This window comes from Pseudomonas sp. PGPR40, assembly GCF_022014505.1.
Lineage (GTDB): Bacteria > Pseudomonadota > Gammaproteobacteria > Pseudomonadales > Pseudomonadaceae > Aquipseudomonas.
The window spans coordinates 69,092-88,757 of record NZ_JAKLSP010000022.1; the positions used below are offsets into that span (position 1 = coordinate 69,092).

General features: G+C 57.1%; 20 protein-coding genes and 1 pseudogene. 6 read left to right on the forward strand and 15 right to left on the reverse strand.

Translation table 11 applies throughout. The features are described 5' to 3' along the window. Positions 1 to 163: 163 nt before the first annotated feature. The 4 genes from MEB48_RS19315 to MEB48_RS19330 all read right to left on the reverse strand — a co-directional run bounded on the left by MEB48_RS19315 (position 164) and on the right by MEB48_RS19330 (position 4,203). Positions 164 to 1,759, reverse strand: a complete 1,596-nt coding sequence (locus MEB48_RS19315; protein WP_237885555.1) for a DHA2 family efflux MFS transporter permease subunit — start codon at positions 1,757 to 1,759, stop codon at positions 164 to 166. Next, positions 1,756 to 2,847, reverse strand: a complete 1,092-nt coding sequence (locus MEB48_RS19320) for an HlyD family secretion protein (protein WP_237885556.1) — start codon at positions 2,845 to 2,847, stop codon at positions 1,756 to 1,758. Before MEB48_RS19320 ends, MEB48_RS19315 begins: the two co-directional genes overlap by 4 nt. 98 nt (positions 2,848 to 2,945) lie before the next feature. Beyond that, entirely contained in the window at positions 2,946 to 3,359 is a 414-nt protein-coding gene (locus MEB48_RS19325) for a cupin domain-containing protein (protein WP_237885557.1), read from the reverse strand. Positions 3,360 to 3,441: 82 nt separating this feature from the next. Then, on the reverse strand, positions 3,442 to 4,203 hold the full coding sequence (locus MEB48_RS19330) for an SDR family oxidoreductase (RefSeq protein WP_237885558.1): 762 nt from the start codon (positions 4,201 to 4,203) through the stop codon (positions 3,442 to 3,444). A gap of 241 nt (positions 4,204 to 4,444) precedes the next feature. Here MEB48_RS19330 and MEB48_RS19335 point away from each other — a divergent pair, with 241 nt between their 5' ends. Beyond that, a complete protein-coding gene (locus MEB48_RS19335) occupies positions 4,445 to 6,034 on the forward strand; it encodes a winged helix-turn-helix domain-containing tetratricopeptide repeat protein (RefSeq protein WP_237885605.1) in 1,590 nt (529 codons plus the stop codon). An 80-nt stretch (positions 6,035 to 6,114) separates the two neighbouring features. Here the strand turns inward: MEB48_RS19335 and MEB48_RS19340 are convergent, their stop codons facing one another. Further along, the gene (locus tag MEB48_RS19340) at positions 6,115 to 6,705 is read right to left on the reverse strand and encodes a DJ-1/PfpI family protein (protein ID WP_237885559.1); all 591 of its coding nucleotides are present in this window, start codon (positions 6,703 to 6,705) and stop codon (positions 6,115 to 6,117) included. A 201-nt stretch (positions 6,706 to 6,906) separates the two neighbouring features. Here MEB48_RS19340 and MEB48_RS19345 point away from each other — a divergent pair, with 201 nt between their 5' ends. Next, positions 6,907 to 7,566: a LysE family translocator gene (locus tag MEB48_RS19345; protein WP_237885560.1), complete on the forward strand. Its 660-nt coding sequence runs from the start codon at positions 6,907 to 6,909 to the stop codon at positions 7,564 to 7,566. Positions 7,567 to 8,315: 749 nt separating this feature from the next. Here MEB48_RS19345 and MEB48_RS19350 read toward each other — a convergent pair. Beyond that, complete coding sequence (locus MEB48_RS19350; RefSeq protein WP_237885561.1) at positions 8,316 to 9,395, reverse strand: SDR family oxidoreductase; 1,080 nt, start codon at positions 9,393 to 9,395, stop codon at positions 8,316 to 8,318. Positions 9,396 to 9,469: 74 nt separating this feature from the next. Here MEB48_RS19350 and MEB48_RS19355 point away from each other — a divergent pair, with 74 nt between their 5' ends. Further along, positions 9,470 to 9,859: a MerR family transcriptional regulator gene (locus tag MEB48_RS19355; protein WP_237885562.1), complete on the forward strand. Its 390-nt coding sequence runs from the start codon at positions 9,470 to 9,472 to the stop codon at positions 9,857 to 9,859. Between the two features lie 73 nt (positions 9,860 to 9,932). Here the strand turns inward: MEB48_RS19355 and MEB48_RS29455 are convergent. From MEB48_RS29455 to MEB48_RS19370, 4 genes and pseudogenes are all read right to left on the reverse strand, one after another. Continuing rightward, positions 9,933 to 10,079: pseudogene (locus tag MEB48_RS29455) on the reverse strand (DUF6124 family protein); the annotation flags it as partial. Between the two features lie 16 nt (positions 10,080 to 10,095). Continuing rightward, a complete protein-coding gene (locus tag MEB48_RS19360) occupies positions 10,096 to 10,386 on the reverse strand; it encodes a hypothetical protein (protein ID WP_237885563.1) in 291 nt (96 codons plus the stop codon). A 180-nt stretch (positions 10,387 to 10,566) separates the two neighbouring features. Then, positions 10,567 to 10,989: an MAPEG family protein gene (locus MEB48_RS19365; RefSeq protein WP_237885564.1), complete on the reverse strand. Its 423-nt coding sequence runs from the start codon at positions 10,987 to 10,989 to the stop codon at positions 10,567 to 10,569. Between the two features lie 79 nt (positions 10,990 to 11,068). Continuing rightward, positions 11,069 to 12,022: a diiron oxygenase gene (locus MEB48_RS19370; protein ID WP_237885565.1), complete on the reverse strand. Its 954-nt coding sequence runs from the start codon at positions 12,020 to 12,022 to the stop codon at positions 11,069 to 11,071. Between the two features lie 199 nt (positions 12,023 to 12,221). On the opposite strand from MEB48_RS19370, the gene MEB48_RS19375 reads away from it, so the two are divergent. Next, positions 12,222 to 13,178 (forward strand): AraC family transcriptional regulator, encoded by a 957-nt coding sequence (locus MEB48_RS19375; RefSeq protein WP_237885606.1) that lies wholly within the window; start codon positions 12,222 to 12,224, stop codon positions 13,176 to 13,178. A gap of 38 nt (positions 13,179 to 13,216) precedes the next feature. Here MEB48_RS19375 and MEB48_RS19380 read toward each other — a convergent pair whose 3' ends face one another. Then, positions 13,217 to 14,077, reverse strand: a complete 861-nt coding sequence (locus tag MEB48_RS19380; RefSeq protein WP_237885566.1) for a LysR family transcriptional regulator — start codon at positions 14,075 to 14,077, stop codon at positions 13,217 to 13,219. 184 nt (positions 14,078 to 14,261) lie between these two features. Between MEB48_RS19380 and MEB48_RS19385 the strand changes: the two genes are divergently transcribed. Then, positions 14,262 to 15,788 (forward strand): MFS transporter, encoded by a 1,527-nt coding sequence (locus tag MEB48_RS19385; protein ID WP_237885607.1) that lies wholly within the window; start codon positions 14,262 to 14,264, stop codon positions 15,786 to 15,788. 37 nt (positions 15,789 to 15,825) lie between these two features. On the opposite strand, the gene MEB48_RS19390 is transcribed toward MEB48_RS19385, so the two are convergent. Together MEB48_RS19390 and MEB48_RS19395 are read right to left on the reverse strand one after the other, a co-directional pair. After that, on the reverse strand, positions 15,826 to 16,215 hold the full coding sequence (locus tag MEB48_RS19390; RefSeq protein WP_237885567.1) for a hypothetical protein: 390 nt from the start codon (positions 16,213 to 16,215) through the stop codon (positions 15,826 to 15,828). 314 nt (positions 16,216 to 16,529) lie between these two features. Then, a complete protein-coding gene (locus tag MEB48_RS19395; RefSeq protein WP_237885568.1) occupies positions 16,530 to 17,414 on the reverse strand; it encodes a LysR family transcriptional regulator in 885 nt (294 codons plus the stop codon). A 105-nt stretch (positions 17,415 to 17,519) separates the two neighbouring features. Between MEB48_RS19395 and MEB48_RS19400 the strand changes: the two genes are divergently transcribed. Next, positions 17,520 to 17,813, forward strand: coding sequence for a muconolactone Delta-isomerase family protein (locus tag MEB48_RS19400; RefSeq protein WP_237885569.1), 294 nt, complete (start codon positions 17,520 to 17,522; stop codon positions 17,811 to 17,813). Between the two features lie 77 nt (positions 17,814 to 17,890). Here the strand turns inward: MEB48_RS19400 and MEB48_RS19405 are convergent, their stop codons facing one another. After that, complete coding sequence (locus MEB48_RS19405; protein ID WP_237885570.1) at positions 17,891 to 18,223, reverse strand: DUF1330 domain-containing protein; 333 nt, start codon at positions 18,221 to 18,223, stop codon at positions 17,891 to 17,893. A 476-nt stretch (positions 18,224 to 18,699) separates the two neighbouring features. Continuing rightward, positions 18,700 to 19,464, reverse strand: a complete 765-nt coding sequence (locus MEB48_RS19410; RefSeq protein ID WP_237885608.1) for a tetratricopeptide repeat protein — start codon at positions 19,462 to 19,464, stop codon at positions 18,700 to 18,702. Positions 19,465 to 19,666 lie beyond the last annotated feature (202 nt).

Sequence of the window (19,666 nt, forward strand, 5' to 3'; positions counted from 1 at the left end):
TGGATTCAACCGGTTGCCAAACAGTTGGCAGGGGCGATCAATGTAATTCATGAGCAATAGCCGACCGCAGTCTGAAGCATCCAAGCGCTACATTGAAAAGTACGGAATTCCCTACGGTAGCTGGTGACCGTAGGAGTAGTCGAAAGCTCGAGCCGGGGCTGTCTCACGCTACTGCTCGCGAAGCGCGCACTTTCTCGTATCGCGAGAATCCGATCTTGATGCCGACCAGAATGGGGGCAGCGATTACAAAAAGCAGGGCCACTGCGATGAACGCTGTGTCGAAGGCAATCACCGTGGATTGACTTGTCACTAACCGGCCCAGAAGGCTCGTCGCTGCCCGGCCAGCGGCCACTGTATCCATTCCTTTCGCGCTCAGCATGGCTGTCGTGGTCGTCATCCGCTCGATGACCGCGGCCCCGCCTGGGGTGACGTTGGCGCCGAGAACCACGGCATTGGTGACGACGTTATGGTCGATCAGGGTCTGGAGCCCTGCGACTCCAATAAGGCCACCTAGCTGGCGCCCCGTATTGAAAAGGCCTATTCCGCTAGCGAGGTTTCGGCTGTTGAGGTGGCTGAAAGCGATCAGCGTGATCGATAGAAACAGGAAGCCAAGCCCCAGGCCGCGCAACAGGATGGCGGCCATCATGTCGTCCGCGCCGCTTTCGCTGGTCGAACCGGACAGCATCCACATCGCCACCATGATCATCAGGATTCCAAAGGGCACGGTGGCGAACGGCGCAACGCGGTGGGCCTGCATGAGCCAGGCAGATATGAGCAGCGCGCCGACAAAAAAAACGCCACTGGGCAACAGGAGCTGGCCGGCATCGGTAGGCGTGAACCCGAGGACCGACAGGGCAAACGCCGGAATCAGGAACGCGCTGCCGAACAAGGCCGCGCCAGCGACAAAACTGACGATAAAAGCGAAGGAAAAATCGCTCGATTTGAACAGGGTGAAATCAAGCAGCCCCTGCCCTTTGGCCAACACCTGTTGACCGAGAAATGCCAGCAGAGCGGCTGCGCCGATCACGGTTAGCCACAGGATGCGAGGCTCCTCGAACCAGTCCCATCGGCTGCCCTGGCTAAGAACGTAGGTGAAACAGCACAGAGTGGCAGAGATCAGCGAGAAGCCGATCCAGTCAAACGGACGATGCCGGGCCTTGGCGGGCATTGGGCCGTCTGCGATCAGCACAAGTCCGGCAGCCGCCAAGGCAATCGGAACAACGCTGAAGAAGATCCATGCCCAGGATTGGCTATCGATCAACCACCCCTGAAGAGCCGGGGCGAGCGTCGCGGGCGCGACAACGGAGCCCATGGCAAACAGGGCCTGGAGGATTGGCTGATGAGACCGCGGATAAGCGCGAAATATCATCGCCTGGCCCCCGACCAGCAGCGTGCCGCCAGAGAAGCCCTGAATAACCCGAAGTGCAACCAACAGATCCAGCCGAGCGGTGATGGCGGCAATGCCGCACGCCAAGCCCATGACCAGGGTTGAGCCGATGATCACATGACGCGCAGCGAAACGGTTCATCAGCCAGGGCGCGGTCATGAACCCGATCAGCTTGAGCGCGATGTAGCCGATATCCAGCCAGGCAAACTCATCAGGCGTTGCATAGGTGTCGCCGATGATGTCGCTGCGTCCGAGCGACAGAACGGTGCTGGCGATCGCTTCCGTCAGCGTGGCAAGCACGATGCCCGCAATGAGCAGGACACCGGTCGTAGCGCTGGCGTTGCTCCGCGTGGCGCTGGCAACCGTGTTCATGAGCCCTCCCCTTGCGCAACCTCGACACGCGCGGACAGCCCCGGGACGATGCGGCCCGGCAACGGGTTGTGGACAAGCCGGATCTTTACCGGAACCCGCTGCACGACACGCACAAAGTTTCCTGTGGCATTGTCTGCGGGAAGCAAGCTGAAGGCCGACCCACTACCCGGCGCAAAGCTGTCGACCACGCCTTCAAGCGCCTCGTTCGGGTAGCCGTCGACCGTGATGCGCACGCGCTGACCGGGCCGGATATGTTCGAGCTGGGTCTCCTTGAAATTCGCCACGACCCACACATCATTGACCGGCACGATATCGAGCAAGGCCCCACCCGGCGTAACGAACCGGCCGACGCGGACCTGACGGTTACCGACAACGCCATCAACAGGCGCGTGTACCACGGTGCTGTCGAGATCGATCTGGGCCAGATCGCGCGCGGCCTGTGCCTGCGCCACAGCAGCAACGGCAGCTTCTCGCTGGGCCACAAGGACGGTGATGCGTTGCTGTTGAGCCTCGACCGTTGCCGACGCTGCCGATACCGTCGCCTCGGCTCTGGAGCGTGCCGTGCCGGTTTCATCGACGAGGGCCTGGCTGACCGCGTTGCTGACGATAAGTTTTTGGCTGCGATCGTGGGTCTTGGTCGCCAGATTCATTTCGGCGGAGGCCGAGCGTCGCTGGGCTTCGGCCTGTCGAATCAGGCTACGCTGAAGCTGGGTTTCGGCATCGACATGGGTCAGGCGCGCCTGGGCAGCGCTGACATTGGCCACTGCCTGCGCAAGCCGTGCGCGATAGTCCCGATCGTCAATCCGGAACAGGACGTCACCCGCCCGGACGGTCTGGTTGTCCTCGACCTCTACCGCCGTGACATAGCCGGCAACTTTGGCGGCGAGCGAGGTGAGGTCGCCGCGCACATAAGCGTTATCGGTGGAGGTCGCACCGCTCGAAAACGCCATGGCCCATCCGCCAGCCAAGACCACCACGGCGCCGATGCACAGCAGGATGCCGATCATCTTTCTCTTGCTTTGCCGCGCCACCACGACAGGGATCTCGACGCTTGCGCCGGTGGCGGCCTTGTCCTGAAGCGAGTTCATGTTCTCATTTCCTGTTCAATGCCAAGGACCTGCAACAGCCACAGGACGGCAGTGACCTGCCGCCCGGCTGCAGAGCGTCGATGAGTGCGCTGATCGGCTCACTTTTTAATAGGTGTAACGAGTTCCTTTTCGTTGCTGTCGAGGACGAACACGGCCAGCAGGCGTGCGGGTTTCGTGTCGCTGGCGTTCGCGCTGACTTCGTGCACGGAGCCCGGCTCCTCTACGAAGTTTTCGCCGACGTTGTAGATCTTTTCCGGCTCGCCTTTGACTTTGATGCGAAACGAGCCCTCCAGGACCGTTGCATAAATGAAGGCTGTTTTCGGATGGGTGTGGGACGGCGACGCGGCGCCCGGCCCGTACTCGACCAACACGCCCTTCATGCTCTTGCCAGGGATGTTGGGAATGGGCCGGTCGAATACGACCGTCACCTTGCCTGCGGGCGGCTCGGCGGCTGACGCTGCGCTGATCGACAGCACTGCAAAGGCGGCGGCCAAAAGATATCGGGTAAACATGGCAATGCTCCTTTATGCGTATGTGTTGTGATGGCGCGGCCCGTTACCGAGCCGACGCTTTCCTGATGTGTCTTAGGTAGCCTCAGCGCGCCGCCTGGGCCGTCGACTGACCGAGCCAGTCCTCGAAGCGGATCGCGCCCAGGCGCGGGTTCTTGCCGGGGGTCAGCGATTGATCGTCGAGCTCCGAGCCGAAGTAGCGCGCGTGCACATCCGGCACGACCTTACGCGTGTCCTGAGTGACCCGCAGGAAGCGCCTGACCAGTTCGTCGAGTGGCATGGCCTCGGGACCGGCGACTTCCACCGTGCCATTGACCGGCGTTGCCAGCGTGACCTCGGCGAGCGCCGCCACCACGTCGTCAGACGCCATCGGCTGGATCAGCGCCGGCGACAGGCTAATCTCCTCGCCGACGGTGGCCGCCTGCGCAATGCCGCCGACAAACTCGAAGAACTGTGTGGCACGCAGGATGGTGTAAGGAATGCCGGACGCCTTGATCAGGTTTTCCTGCGCGACCTTGGCCCGGAAATAGCCGTTCTCGGGAAGCCGCTCACTGCCGACGATCGACAGGGCAACGTGATGGCGAACCCCGGCGGCCGCCTCCGCAGCCAGCAGGTTACGGCTCGACGTTTCGAAGAAGTCGAGAACGGCCTGGTCTTCCCACGAAGGCGCGTTCGCCACGTCGACGACGATATCGGCGCCATCCATCGCTTGGGCCAGGCCCTCGCGGGTGATGCTGTTCACGCCCGTGCTGGGGGCGGCTGCGAGCGCTTCATGGCCGCGCTCGCGGAGGATTGTCACAAGTTTCGATCCGATGAGGCCGGTGCCTCCAATGACGACGATCTTCATGGTTTCTCTCCGCTTCTCGACTGCAACCATTGCTGTCGATGTAGATAGAGAGTGCCAGCGCGTGTCAGGGAAGTCCTTGTACCGGCCTTGGGTTTGCCTTCAAGGAAGCTTGGTTTTTCGTCCAGAAAAACAGCTATTCGACGGGTATCCCTTGCCGCGGGCGCTGCCGTATTATCGACACCACTTACCCATCGCCAACTCGGACACGGAATCGAGGGCGCTCGACCAGGGGATCCTCACCTTGCCATTCGTGTTTGAAGACTACGTGCTCGATCAGGAGCGCCGGGAATTGACCTTGCGCGGGCAAGTCGTGGCTGTCGGACCGCAGGTCTTCGATCTATTGCTGCAGCTCGTCAGCAACTGCGATCGCGTCGTCAGCAAGGATGAACTGCTCAAGGCCGTGTGGGGCGGTCGGATCGTCTCGGAGTCGACCATCACCAGCCACATCAATGCGGTGCGCAAGGCCATCGGCGATACCGGCGAGGAGCAGCGCCTGGTGCGCACGGTCGCCCGCAAGGGATACCGCTTCGTAGGCGAAATCAAGGTGGATGAGGTAGGGGAAACGCGACAGCCTGACATCGAAGAACCCACGCCCGTGGACCTGAAACAAACGCCTCCGCCCACCCTCGTCCTGCCGGACAAACCCTCCATTACTGTCTTGCCCTTCCACAACCTGAGCGGCGATCCGGAGCAGGAGTATTTCGCCGACGGCATGGTAGAGGACATCATCACCGCCCTGTCGCGTATCCGTTGGCTGTTCGTCATCGCACACAATTCAAGCTTCACCTACAAGGGTCGGGACGTGGACGTCCAGGGCGTCGGCCAGACGCTCGGCGTGCGCTATGTGCTGGAAGGTAGCGTGCGCAAATCCGGGAACAAGCTACGCATCACCGGGCAACTCATCGACGCGACGACCGGGACGCATATCTGGGCGGAGCGCTTTGAAGGCATGCTCGATGATATCTTCGAGCTGCAGGATCAAATCACCGAAAGTGTCGTCGGCGCCATAGCGCCGCAGCTGGAACGGGCGGAAATCGAGCGCGCCAAGCGAAAACCGACGGAAAGCCTGGACGCTTACGACTATTACCTGCGCGCAATGGCGAAACTGCACAACGGCACCCGCGAAGCCATCGAGCAAGCGCTGCCGTTGTTCTACAAGGCCATCGAACTCGACCCGGAGTTTGCATCGGCCTACGGCATGGCTGCCTGGTGCCACTTCTGGCGCAAGTTGAATGGCTGGATGATCGATCGGCCTCGAGAAATCGCCGAGGGCGCACGACTTGCGCGTCTGGCGGTGGAACTCGGCCGGGATGATGCCGTGGCGCTGACGCGAGGCGGACATGCACTTGCCCATCTCGCCGGCGATATCGATGGCGGCATTGCCTTGCTCGACAGGGCACGCCTGCTCAACCCCAACCTTGCCCCCGCCTGGTTCCTCGGCGGTATCCTGCGCGCACTGCGCGGTGAAACAGACGCCGCCATCGAGCATTTGACGCATGCCGTTCGCTTGAGCCCGCTGGATCCGGAAATGTTCAGAATGCAGGTCGGGATGGCGCTCGCGCACTTCGTCGCCGGGCGCTTCGATCCCGCTGCTGCCTGGGCGGAAAAGGCGCTGGGTAACCTGCCCTGCCTCCTGGCATCGGTTGCCCTGCTGGCGGCCAGTCATGCGCTCAGCGGACGCATGGACAAAGCGAAGCAGGCGATGCAGCGTTTGCATGAGCTGGATCCGTCTTTGCGTGTTTCCAATTTGAAGGAGTGGTTGCCAATCCAGCGTCCTGAGGATTTTGCGCGGTTTGCTGATGGACTGAGGCTGGCCGGGTTGCCGGAGTGAGCCCATGGATCTCTTACTAAGCACTCAGCAATTATTTAGCGAAATAGCAAAGTAAGGATCCTTCGGCGTATGCAGAAGTGTTAGAGCTCCCTCGGGTGGATTCCAGCGTGTTCCGCTGCCAACAATGACCTGAACTGCGAAACGATCTCTGAAGAGAGTCCGGCAGCTTCGAACACTGCGCAGGTAAAGCTAACGGGTGCAGAGCCTGGAGCAGTTATGATGCGGTCGGCAACCACAGCTACTTGACTGCTTCGATAAAGCGCGGCGCCTTCATAACCTACGGCATTCTGTTGTAAGAAGTCAGCGGTGTTCGAAGTATGAGAAACCGAGTCGAGAAGCCCGGCCCTCGCCAGTGCCAGCGTTCCCCCACAGATACCGGCAATTGCCGCTCCACTTGAACGACTAGCAAGCAGAAAGTCCCGAATATCCGGTGCATCTGCACGCTCCCAGATCATTCCACCGATGACGACAACAACGTCCGGCTTCCAGTCGAGGCATTGTTGCAAGTTGCTATCCACAGTTACAGCCAATCCACCCTGCGAGCGGAACTGCCCCGTAGCAGAGGCAAAAAACCTGGCGTCGATCCCATAAAACGGGGATGCGGTTCCTGCAATGAAAGCGTATTCCCAGTCCGCAAAACCGGGTGTCAATATCAAGCCCACGCGTGCCATCAGTCAGATTCCTCCATGAAAACGAATAACATAAAGCGACAACGAATAGATCTCAATGGCTGCAGCGGGTCGATTACCGTGACCGGCAAAATCACCTGAGTCCAGAGTGAAACAATGTAACCGTTCGGCAAATACATCTTCTCAAACTCAGTGGCTTTGACTTTGCAACCTGGCACGGGCACAGTCTGGCGCTACATGAGGATGGATGCCTCGGTGAGGCTTAAGGAGAATGCCGTGTTTCCGATCAATATTTGGCTTGCCTATACTGCCGCGTGCTTGCTATTGGTACTTGCACCAGGCCCGGACAATCTGCTAGCCGTAGGCCGAGGACTCAGTCAGGGCAAGATAGCCGCTATCGTATCGGGGATGGCATCCGGGGCGGGAATTCTCTTTCATGTGGCAACCGCTTCGCTAGGACTGACTTTGCTTATGCAGACGTCCGCAGTTGCCTTCTGGGTCGTCAAGCTCATCGGCGCCGGTTATTTACTTTGGCTTGGCATAAAAGTCCTACGCTCACGTAGCCTGATTAGTTTCCAGCCAGCGACTCGGCAATCACTGCCGAGCATTTTCCTCACGGGATTACTCTCGGCAGCACTCAATCCGAAGCCTGGGTTTTTCGTCCTTGCGTTCATCCCGCAGTTCGTCGACCCACAACGCGGATCAGTGAGTGTACAGATGCTGGTGTACGGCATATGGTTCGCCGCACTGACGGCAGTGGGATTCGCACTGATGGGCGTATTTGCCACTGCACTCTCCCGGTTTTTGCGTCAGAGGCCACGACTGGTGAATGGCCTGAACGTAGGGGCAGGACTCACCTTCGTCGCTTCGGGAGTATCGATAGCGACACTCAGCCAGAAATAGGATCAGTATATTGGCGTCGCGGGGCTAAGATTTCAGCCTCGCTGAGCCTCGGTGATTATGGATGCTGACGACTTTAAGACTTATCTTTTCAGAGCTCAGATCATGGCTCTGTATAACCGCAAAATTGTCATTCGCCGTCAGAATCTTGTTCGCATGCTGCCTTTTTATCGCAACTGCTAATCACATCCTTACAGACGTTTCGCATGGACTGCTCTGGGATTACGGTTACGGGCCTGACACTTACTTGGGCAGCCGTATTTTCTGGGGGGCGCTTACGTTTTTTGACCCGTTTGCAGCTTTGCTACTTTTCATCAAGCCAAGAGCCGGAATCGTGCTTACGGTAGCGATTATTATGGTCGACGTAATCCATAACACTTTTTACGTCGCATTGAAGCAACAATGGCTAGAGCCGTTCTACCTGTCCCAAGTAGCTTTTCTTATCGTAGTATTCCTACTCTCACCCATCGCCTGGAATGGCCCTATTCGGGACGTAGTGCTCACCAATCCAGTCCGACTGTGATTCGCCCCATTTAATGAAGTCTGCGCCAACAACTGCGGTGTTGCGGTGTAATGTGGTACAGCAACGCCGTGAACTGCACCCTGCTCTCCCAGCATAGGATCGACAATGACTCGACAAGGGCCGATCTCAAGCACGATGGTTGCACTTCTAAGTTGATGAATCCGCATTACTTGCCTCTGGAAAGTCCATTTAATCGGGGCTAACGGCGTTGTCGCCCCTTGGGGAGCAGTCAGCGGGCCTTGCCCTTGGCTATGCAATATGAGTTGACGAACGTTGCAGTGTGCTGCAAAGACTGACGTATATCCGGTTTGGCTATTCCATGCCTGTTGGCAAATTGCTCGACCGCCGCGGTATCAAAACGAGTGGTCTGGATAAAGTCCAAGGCTTCGGGTTTTGTATTCAAAAACCGCGCGACGGGAGGAATACTCAGTAGCAACTTCAGCAATCGGAGTGAAATGTAATACTTGGGAGACTTTAAGCCCAAAGGTTGTGCCACCTGTGCCAGGAGTTCTCGCAAGTTGGGAGTTTGGTCATCAAGCGCCAGCAGTTCCTGGCCCACCATGGCAGGATCAAAAGCACAAACCGCCACCAGCTCAACCAGGTAATCCACGGTGACCAGTGGCAGCCAGTGCTCGGCGGTACCGGGCACTGCAGTCAGCTTTCCCTGCACAAGGTTGCGTATCAGCTCCACCAGCGGCTGACCGTCAAGGATATGCCCCGTGCGGCTGTGGCCACAAACCGTCGCGGGGTGGACAACGGTAATCTCCCCGCCCTTGGCCGACATGACCTCCAGGGTCGCAAAATGCGCCTCCAGCTTGCTCCCCTCGTAACCACCGACCTGCCGGTAGACGGCAGGCCAATTCGTCAGCTCCGGATGACGAGGATCAATTCCGATGCGTTGCAGATGTTCATGATTTTTCAGCATGTAGCCGCCGATCATCACTAACCGGCTTTTTTGCTCAGCCGCCAACAGCGCCACGCGCTTTGCCCCTTCCACATTCACCGCACGAGAATGCTCCACTGAAAGCCCCCATGCGAAGTGGGCGCCCAGGTGGAATATGACTCTGGCGTGCCTTAGCACTTCTCGGTCAGCAAGACTCAGCCCAAGGTTGTCCCGTTCCAGATCGCCAGTTACGGCAAATATCCGGGTTGCGTTCCCTCCCAAATTGTCGACTTGCTCCCGCAGTGCAGCTAGTCGCTCCGGGCGACGCATCAACACCCGAATGGTGTGACCTTTTGCACTCAGGTGCGCCACCAAATGTTGACCGATGAAGCCGGTACCCCCCGTGACAAAGCACTCCACGCTCATTTCCCTGCTCCTTGTTTAAGGTGAGAAATCAAGCGTAAACTATCGACCCAACTCTACAGTCAAGCGATGTATTTATGAAAATCGGCGAACTCGAGGCCCGCAGCGGCGCCAGCCGCCATACGCTGCGTTACTACGAGCAAATCGGCCTGATCTCACCGCTGCGGCAAACTAACAACTATCGCGTTTACACAGTGCAAACTCTGCAGGATCTGGACTTTATCCAGCGCGCGCAAAGCATGGGGTTTTCTCTGGGGGAAATAGGCGAGATTCTGGATGCGCAGCGGAACAAGCTGATCGATTGTGCTGACGGCGCTAAGCTGATTGAAAAGAAGATGGCAGAAATCAAACAGAAAATCGCCGACTTCCAAAGCATTTATCGGTATCTGGATGAAGAGCGTGCAAACCTCGAAGCCAGTGCTGCCAAGCAACTTGAGCTTCAGCAGCTGAACAACTCTTCCAATTGAACCGCATTATCTAACCTTCTGGCCTGGCCCTGGAGGCTTTTCACTGCGTGACGCGTTTAGACAACGCCCTCACCTACTCCTGCGGATCGATCTGAACCAACACCCGATTCACCGACAGCTCTGCCAGGGAAATCATCTGCCGGATGGCTCACGCCATGCTGCATTGCGGGCCGGTGAGACTGAACGCCAGCTCGCTGGCCATGACATTGACTAACGCGATCAATCGCAAGAGTGCGCTATTTGATCTGCACAATGACCGGGCCTTCCGTTACGATCGGCGGGTTCACCTGGATATTCGAGGCATTTTTCTGAATCCAGTCGCGCGCGACTTTCAAGCTCGCATCAGTTCCGGCCTTGTCCGTGCAAACAGTCACCGCAGTACCGCCATCACCCGTATTCAGCAGTGTGTAGCTTACGAGGCCAGGCACTGTCCGCAGGGTAGCTTCGACATCAGCGTTGCGCTGTTCTAAAAGCTCGAAAAGCTGCTTTGCTCCAGTACCCAAGTAGGTTCTTATAACCGCATACATAGTCGTCTCCTTTGGGAGTACCGTCTTGATGCCAATCCAGATCCGCTGATGGTCGCTATCACTCAGGTCTCAATTCGCTCCCGATTTATTCAGCTTAGCCAAACGCCGGCGACAAGCGAAAGACAGCGACTACCGGGCTGATACGCGGTTCGGTCGAGGATCATCCCTCTGTTTGTTTATTCATACGCCGTAACAAGCGGCTATAACAATGAGCGCGAGAAAACAGACCAACTGAACGAAAAAAAAGGTAAATCGAACCGCCACGAACGTATTGGTTTGCACATGGGATACGTGAACCAGAGACTGACACACGCGGGCAATCAGGACGATTACGGACAAGTAGCTCACTGCAGGATCGTCGACACCAAGGGTTGAAATCACCAACACGATGGCACCAAAGACAGGCAGATTTTCCACACAGTTCGCGTGTGCTCTTATCCCACGCAGATACCAATCCTCGCCTTCGAGCTGATCGCATCGGAAAGAGGCAATCGGAACATTCGAGAACAAGATTCTGACCCAGCGATACACCCCGACGGTTGCCATCAACAGCAGCAAAGTCCAGGTCGAAAATCCAAGCAACATCCACATCGGTATTGTCATGGCTGCCAACCTCGATAACTCATTTCAGCACGTCATTCCACAGCCGCGCGGCCGACGTACGGTCGGCCGCCGCAGTCGATCAATTGCTCATGATTGGCGCCAGTGCGGTCTGAATCGTGGACATCTGTGCGGGTGTTGTCATGTGCGTAAGCAACCGGCCAAAGTGTGGATGCTGCACGCCCGAGATTATGTATTGCCAGCGGTAGGCGCTCAGCACGCAGGCGTTGATTTGCGCTGTCTCATCGACACTGAATGATCGTGAAACATTGCGAATAAAGTAGTCGGCATCGGATGCCGATTGTGCCTGCAGAATTCCGTCGACGGCCGCCACCAGCGCAATCAGATCGTTCACTGCCTGGTCGCGCTCGGTTGGTGAGAGTTTCGCGTGCTCGGCCTTCCACTCCAGTTCATCGAGTACGACGTGCCGGCTTTCATCCTTCCAGTGAAACTTGAAAACATCCTTGAATAGTGGGCACAACTCCTCACGCGGGGCGATGCTTTGCACGTAGTGCGCCTGAACAAACAGCTCGATATGACAGGTCAGCGCCAGCACCGACCAGGTGCTGGCCGCAAGTACCGAGCGCGCCACATCGTTTGGATCGGCAACTTGACGATATCCCGCTGGCAATTGCGAACCAATCATCGTCTCCATGCGCCGGAACAGCTCCTGGTGCTTGATCTCGTCGTTAGAAAAGCGCACCAGTGCTTCGAGTGCGAGTTGATCGTCAAAGACATGGGCTCGACCTTGATCGAGCATTTTGGCGCTGATAAAACGCTCGACCAAGCCAAAGATATACGCATAAGTTCGGCCCTGAATCTGGCTGAGCAGGCGCGCCTCGTCCGCGGTGAGAAAAGTCAGGCGGTCGATCCGCGATAGTCCGTCGGGCAAGAATTTGCGCGAGAAGTTGAAACTCCGGTCCTGCAGCAAATCACGATCAATCTGCCATTCCGCTTTCTTCGATGATCTGACAAGTTGAGCATAGCGGTCGGCGTTGTCCGAATCTGAGCTGGGCATGGTAGCAACGGTATTCATATAGATCTCCTGCTAGCCTGGTCGAGTTGGAATGGGGCAATTACGGTTAACGTCGGAGCCAATGACCATCGGTGAAGCATCTGGGGATAGTCTCGATCACCGAGTCCGCGTTGGTGCTAATCTAGGCCTCGCAGTTCAGGCGACGAATGACCAGTCCGCCTGATTACATGCTCCGGACTCCGGAATGGAGGGCTGGCAATTGTTGGATGCGTTTTCTGATGTGTTGCGTGTGATTCGGCTGTCTGGAGGGGTCTTCCTCGAGTCGGAATTCACTGCGCCCTGGTGCATCAAGGGAAGAATCTCTGCGGACGATTGCAAACCGTTCCTGGAGGCACCTCGACATATCATTGCGTCGCATTTTGTCGCCGCAGGGCATATGCATTTACAAGTCGACGGTGGTGCCGCCATTGACGTGCGGGCAGGCGAACTCGTTCTGCTTCCTCACAATGACGCTCATTCTTTTGGCAGCGATCTAAGCATTGCGCCCATGCCGGCGGGCGAAGTTATTCAGCCGCCAGAAGTCGGCGCTATTTCACGAATCAAGTACGGCGGGGGCGGCGAAGTCACGCAGCTTTTGTGCGGATTCCTCGGTTCTGAAACACCCTTCAATCCATTGCTTTCGTCGCTGCCATCCTTATTGAAATTAGACTTGCGCGCGACAGTTTCGGGAGCCTGGATTGAAAGCTCATTCCGTTTCGCTGTCAGTGAGATTGCAGCGGGGCGTCTCGGCTCGACAACGGTCATCGCCAAGCTCTCCGAATTGCTATTCGTCGAAGCCGTCAGCCAGTATGTCGCGAGCCTCCCCGCTGAGCGGCGCGGGTGGCTGGCGGGTTTGCGAGATCCGCATATCGGGCGCGCACTGGCGCTGCTCCATGCTCGTCCAACCGAGGGCTGGACTGCAGAAGCCCTGGCTCTTGCAGTGGGCATGTCACGCTCGGTATTCGCGGAGCGATTCACGGCATTGGTTGGACAGCCACCGATGCAATACCTGACGCTCTGGCGTATGCACGTGGCGGCTCAACAGCTGCGCGAAGGTCGCGGTAATGTGGCGCAAATTGGCTTTGCAGTTGGCTATGAATCCGAAGCCGCGTTCAGTCGCGCATTCAAACGCCAGTTCGGCACATCACCTGGCACTTGGCGCAGACAATCAGCGTGAGAAGGTCCGGTGCCGATGGACGCTCTGATCAATTTGTTCTACATCGATGGCGACTCAGACATCTCCGCCAGCAGTTGACCAAATGCATGGGCCGCCGGCGTCTTTCCTGTGACACTCCATATCAGTCTGAAATCAGCCTCCACCAGCGGTGGCAGGCCATGTTGACCGTCAATCACCACCATGCCGGGTTCTAGATCTCCCAGCGGTAGCGCGGTGACGGCAAGTCCCGCCAATACCGCCGCACGCAATCCTTGTTGACTGGGAGAGGTAAAGGCGACCCGCCAATTCACGGTGGAACTCGCCAACGCCTCTACGGCCACCTGGCGGTGTACGCAAGGCGCTGGTGCAAACGCCAGCGGCAAAGGGCAATCGCCGGTAAAGTCGAAACCCTGCGCCGCGGCCCAGACAAACCGGGTTTCGCGCAGCACGGTACCGCCGAACTGACTGCCCGGCAATGCCATGACCACGGCCAGATCGAGTCCATCGGCATCGACCAGCGCGCGCAGGTCGAGGTAGGTGCCGACGGTTACATCCAGACGAACGGCGGGAAATTGTCTGGCGAACCGAGTCAGTAACGGCGGCAGGCCATCGCCGATAAAGTTTTCCGGCACACCAAAGCGCACGGCGCCGGAAACCGATGACGCTTCGAAACGCCGGGAGAGAGCGTCTTGCGCTCTGAGGACGTGTTCGGCATGGCGCAGAAAATCCTCGCCATCTTCTGTCAGCGTCAAACGTCGGGTGGTGCGCACCAGTAGCGCGGTACCGGCCTGTTCTTCCAATCGCCGGACCTGATGACTGATCGCTGACTGGCTTAAGTGCAGCCGCTCTGCGGCACGAGTGAAACTACCGGTCTCCTTGATCGCGACAAAAGCACGCAACAGCGCTGGGTCGAAGTCCATTTAGCCCACTCATGATGAATATTAATAAAACTTACGAAATTAAATCATTTCTGTCATTTTTTAATTACTTCCAGAATGCGGCCGGTCACTTGGAGTTATGTCTGGTGACGCTGGTCAGGCGATCGTACCAACGCCCCTTGGGGCGGCCTTGCCAGTGCCCATCAACTTGATCTGGAAGATCACGATGCTGTTCTCTTCTTCGCAAAAAGATGTTTTCACAATAGCCGCCGTGTGTTTGGCCTCGCTGATGTTCGGCCTGGAAATCTCGAGCGTGCCGGCCATCCTGCCAACGCTTGAATCGGTTCTGCATAGCGATTTCAACGATATGCAGTGGATCATGAATGCCTACACCATCGCCTGCACCATGGTGCTGATGGCCACCGGCACACTGGCGGATCGGTATGGGCGCAAGCGAGTATTTGTCATTAGCCTGGTGCTTTTCGGCATTACCTCACTGGCCTGTGGATGGGCGCAAAGCGCCAGCGTGTTGATTGCAAGCCGATTCCTGCAAGGCATGTCCGGTGGTGCCATGCTGATCTGTCAGGTGGCAGTGCTGTCTCACCGATTCCAGTCGGGAGCTGCACGCGGTAAAGCGTTCGGTGCCTGGGGGATCGTGTTCGGCATCGGTCTGGGGTTCGGCCCGATTATCGGCGCAGCTATCGTGGCGCTGTCGAGTTGGGAATGGGTATTCCTGGTGCATGCGCCCATTGCCGTGCTCGCGCTCGCGCTGGTGATCGCCGGTGTCGATGAATCACGCGACCCGCAGCGTCGCAGGCTGGATGTGTTGGGCATAATTTCGCTATCGCTGGCAGTGTTGGGTCTTTCCTGGTTCATCACTCAAGGAGCTGGAGTGGGTTTCTCCAGCGGTTCGGCCATCACCAGCCTGATTGTGGCAATGCTCAGCTTCATCGTCTTTGTCGTCGCCCAGCGACGCTATGCCGATCCCATGTTCGACTTCTCGGTGTTCCGTATCCGCCGCTTCTCGGGGGCTTTGCTCGGGTCGGCAGGCATGAATTTCAGCTTCTGGCCCTTCATGATCTACCTGCCTCTGTACTTTCAAAATAGTCTGGGCTACGCCGGTATCGGCACCGGTCTGGCACTACTGGCCTATACGCTGCCGACGCTGATAGTCCCCCCATTAGGCGAACGGCTTGCGCTGCGTTATCGACCTGACGTGGTGATTCCCGCGGGCTTGTTCACCATAGGTCTGGGATTCCTGCTGATGAAATGGGGCAGCAGTGTCACGCATGCCAGTTGGCTGACGATGCTTCCAGGCTGCCTGATCGCCGGGATCGGACTGGGGCTGACCAACACACCTGTGACCAATACCACCACCGGATCGGTGCCCAGTGAGCGTGCCGGCATGGCATCGGGCATCGATATCAGCGCTCGTATGATCAGCCTTGCCATCAATATCGCGCTGATGGGTTTCATCCTGGTGGAAGGCATCCTGTCTTCCCTGCGTAACCAGTTATCGGGCTCGCCCGATGAAGTGCAGTTGAGGTTGCTGGCGGAGAATATTTCAGCCGGTAACTCCGCGGTGTTGGGGCAGACCGGCCAGGGCGCTACGATTACGCTCGATGTCGCCAACGCAGCGTTGGCGCATGGGTTTGGCTGGGTGATGCTGTATGGCGGTGTTGCTGCGTGGGTGCTTGTGGCGGCGAGTTGGGTGGTCTTTCGTTCAAGCAAAGCCGTGAATGCTCAGCAGTGACTGTCATCCGTAGGACGTGTGATCCCATGGCTTCGCACTAGCGACGATAGTAGCGGTGATCGTCTTCGTAGCGGTGCCGCATGGCACGATCATGGTGGCGCTCCCAGTCACGACGGCGTTCAGCTTCTCGGCGGGCTTGCTCTCTGCGCCAGTTATCTCTACGCCAGTCGTCTCGGCGCCAATCGTCTCTACGATCGTGCCGACGGTGGTCATGCCAGTATCGGTCGTCATGGGCAAGCAACGGCCCTGACTGCTTGCCGGCCAAGATCGGCCAAGGGTTGCCGGCGGCCTGTACAGGAGTCTGAACGGCTGTGACTGCAGTTGCGAAAACAGGGGTTGAGGTCTTCATCTGTGTTGCTGATGCCGAGCCCACTGCCGCGAACGCGAACAGGCCGAAGAGCACCATCCGTGGGTCATGAAATTTCATGAGCGAAGACAACCTCTGATAGACAATTGGATGTATGGCCATCTGGCTGCGGGAAGCCTGCGAGTTCGCGCTTACCGAGCGGATGTGCCTATCCACATAGACAGATAAATAAGGAAAAGTTCTAGGGAGCCGCTGCTTAAATAGCCAGCCAAAAAAGGGACGTTCAGCCTTCTCACTGAAAACCGCGAACAGAGTTAACGATGAAAGTTATGCGAGGCGGTTCGGATGGGTAAGCGTCCGCGGAACATACCTTGCATAGTTAAACGGTCGCCCATGTGGAGATGGAGTTGAATCTAGTCCTTGCAGAATTAATGCTAGGCCGCCAAGAGCGCTTGCCGGAGCGTCGCGACAAGCGGCTTGGGGTCGTCCTTGCGCCAGATGGCATAGACCCTGACCCGTGAAGGAAACCAGGGCAGCTCGCGAAATATGACGCTATCTGCAAGAAAATCCCGAAGACTCGCCTGGACAAAGGTAATGCCCAAACCTGAGGCCACCAGCCGCAAGGCTACCAGCAGGTCATCCGCCTCTACCTTGATGTCAGGCAAGAAACCGCAAGCGGAGCAGTTCTCAAGAAAACGCTGGCGGGCCGCAGGATTTTTTGACCGGGCCAAGGCAACCCAACGCTCCCCGTTCAAGTCTTGAGGAGCAATGCTCGCTTGCGTGGCCATAACATGTTTTTTTCCCAGAACAAGCAGGAGCGCTTCGCTTGAAACCTCCATGGACTCTATGTCTGCGCTCTCAGGAACTGAATAAACCAGCCCGAAATCGAGCGCTCTACCGAGCAGGGCCTCGGATTGTTCTGAGGAGCCCATGGGACGGAGTTCGAAGGTAGCAGCCCGATGGCCTGATTGCAGACCCGCAAGGGCACGCGGTAATACATTGGAGTGCATGGCCGCTTCGACATAACCCACGGCGATATGGCCTGTCTCACCAAGAGCGATACTGCGCGCCGCTGCTTCGACTTCAGATGCATGGGCGACCAGGCTGCGCGCCTCCTGAAGGAAAAGACGTCCTTCGTCAGTCAGGCGCATGCGCTGACGTGCGCGTTCGAATAACCTCAGACCAAGCTGCGCTTCAAGCTGAATGATTTGCCGACTCAAAGGCGACTGCGAGATATGTAGACGGCTGGCGGCTTGACCGACATTTTCAGTTTCAGCGACAGCGATAAACGCAACAAGCAATCGAAGATCTAAGGTCATGTGAATCGGGTCTCAAGTCATGTAGAACGCGTCTTGGACCAGAATAGTATTTTTTGCAATTATCCGTGAACTGTTTAAACGAATAACGCCTTGAAGGGGATATATATGCAGTTCATCACGCTTTCGCGTCGAGTCTCGGAGCGTTTTTCCGATGCGGATTTTGCGCCGCATCTCGAAGCCGAAGCTCAGCGTGCCAGGGCTCTCTATCTGGAGGGATTTATCCGCAACATCTGGCACCGTGGTGACATGGGTGGCGCCTGCCTACTGGTTGAGGCTGAAAACGAGACTGCCGTTCGGGAAAAGCTGGCAACGCTGCCACTGGTAAATTCCGGGATGCTGGAAGTTACTTCTGTTGTACCGTTGAAACCTTATGGTGGATTTGGCCCAAGAACCCAGTAACTGGATTCGACCCCATCAATTCATCGGTGGGCTGGCGCCAGCTCAGGCCGAAGAAAAACTTAACGTCGTGTCCGGGATTAGTTGACCACTACAAAGGACGGAAACTCAATAATCGCAGCTCTATCCAAGGACGGAACGCCCTCAATTTGGCGCATATCATTTCGACTAACTGCAGATATCAAGCGACCTTGATATGGCTTTAGAGACGGAAGGACTAAGGATGCGTACTCCGTATACGCATCCGGATTGTTTACCTGAATAAAGAACACCGCATATCCAGGCTTGTTGGGGCTGGCCATTTCGGGACGCGTCTGTCCCGATGCAATGCTAGTCGCGAGAGATATCAAAGTGACAAACGCTAGAACTCCGCTGGCGATCATACGACGGGGACTCGACTTAATCATTTTCATACTGACGTTCCTTTTCTGCTCAGTTGCAAATCACAGTCAGCATTGCAGAAAACGACGATACAATCTAAGACTGATATGGACACATTTAAGACCATCTGAGCATCACATGGATTTTAAGTTACTTCGCGCCTTTGTCGTTGTTGCTGAGACCGAAAAATGTCGGTTCGATTGCACATCTCACAGCCGCCGTTTAGTCGTCAGATTATGCAACTTGAAGGATCGATCCCCAGACGATCCTTGAGCACTTGCTTGCCGTAGGCTTTGCCTATTTCCCGCAGCTTTCGGCGAAAAGACCCGATCGAATCGAATCACTTTTTTACCGGCCATTCCAGCATTCGGGGTTAAGGGGCAATCGCCAGTCTTTCATTCGAGTTTTTATGGCGATAACTGGCGAAGCAGATTTTCTGATTGCCTGCTTTGGGGTCGATTGCTACCCGTCACCAATGGCTGTAAATCGGCTGTGGACATTCAGAAATTCAACCGCGCACCAGATAGGCTCCTGAGGGAACCCGATATCGGAGCTTCTTGCATTTGCCGGGTGCAGGCTGATGCCCCGGCGGACGATCAGGAAACCAGATTCGGCATTTACCTGGAGGCGGCATATGGCCGCGGGGAATCTCAACCTCGGCGTACGCCCGCACTGGCTCGACATTAGTCATTTGCAATTTTCCTTCGGGCCCGGCTCTGTCAGCCATCGGTGCATCCGAAACCCGATCTGTCTCTGCACTAACGAAGTTGTCAGCGTCGCGCCCAGTGTCCGGAATGGATTGCTCAACAACCGCCTCTTCCACTTCGTGGCGTCTTTGGATCTCTTCTTCCAGCCCCTTCTGTACGGCAACCAGGCCCTCTTTGGCATTGGGTGGAGTACCCGAAGATTGGGCCTGCTGCGCCGCCTGGATCAATTGGAAGTTGCGGTTGCGCAACTCGACATTGCGACCAACCCGCATGTTCGAGCGCACCGCCAAGGTTTCAGCCTGCTGGTACTGCCCCTGCTGAAGACGCAATACACCAAGGTAATGCAGAGTCGCGGGATTGTTCGGCTGGATATGCAGCGCACGCTCCAGCGTGGCGGCGGCCTGCTCCAGTTGGCCATTTTCATACTGTCGCGAGGCTGTTTCGATCAGGGTGGTTGATGCGCTGTTGCTTTGCGCGGGTGCTCTTCGCTCGGCAGCGATAGAACAAAACGACGCGGCGGCGCAGAACACCAGGATGAGGCCCGGCAGAAAACTCTTGGTTGGCATCAGGAAGCGGACTCGACTGGACTCGGACGGCACTGCCGTAAAACAGACCACAGCGCTGCTCGGCATTTCCGACACAGGGCCGCTATTGACCTGGCCAATACCCTGAAGTTCCTGCTGCAACGGCCGTCGCAACCAGTATCATTTTTTGCCACCCCAACATCTAAGCATGATCTATTGCTGCACTTCACGCAGGGCAGAAAGC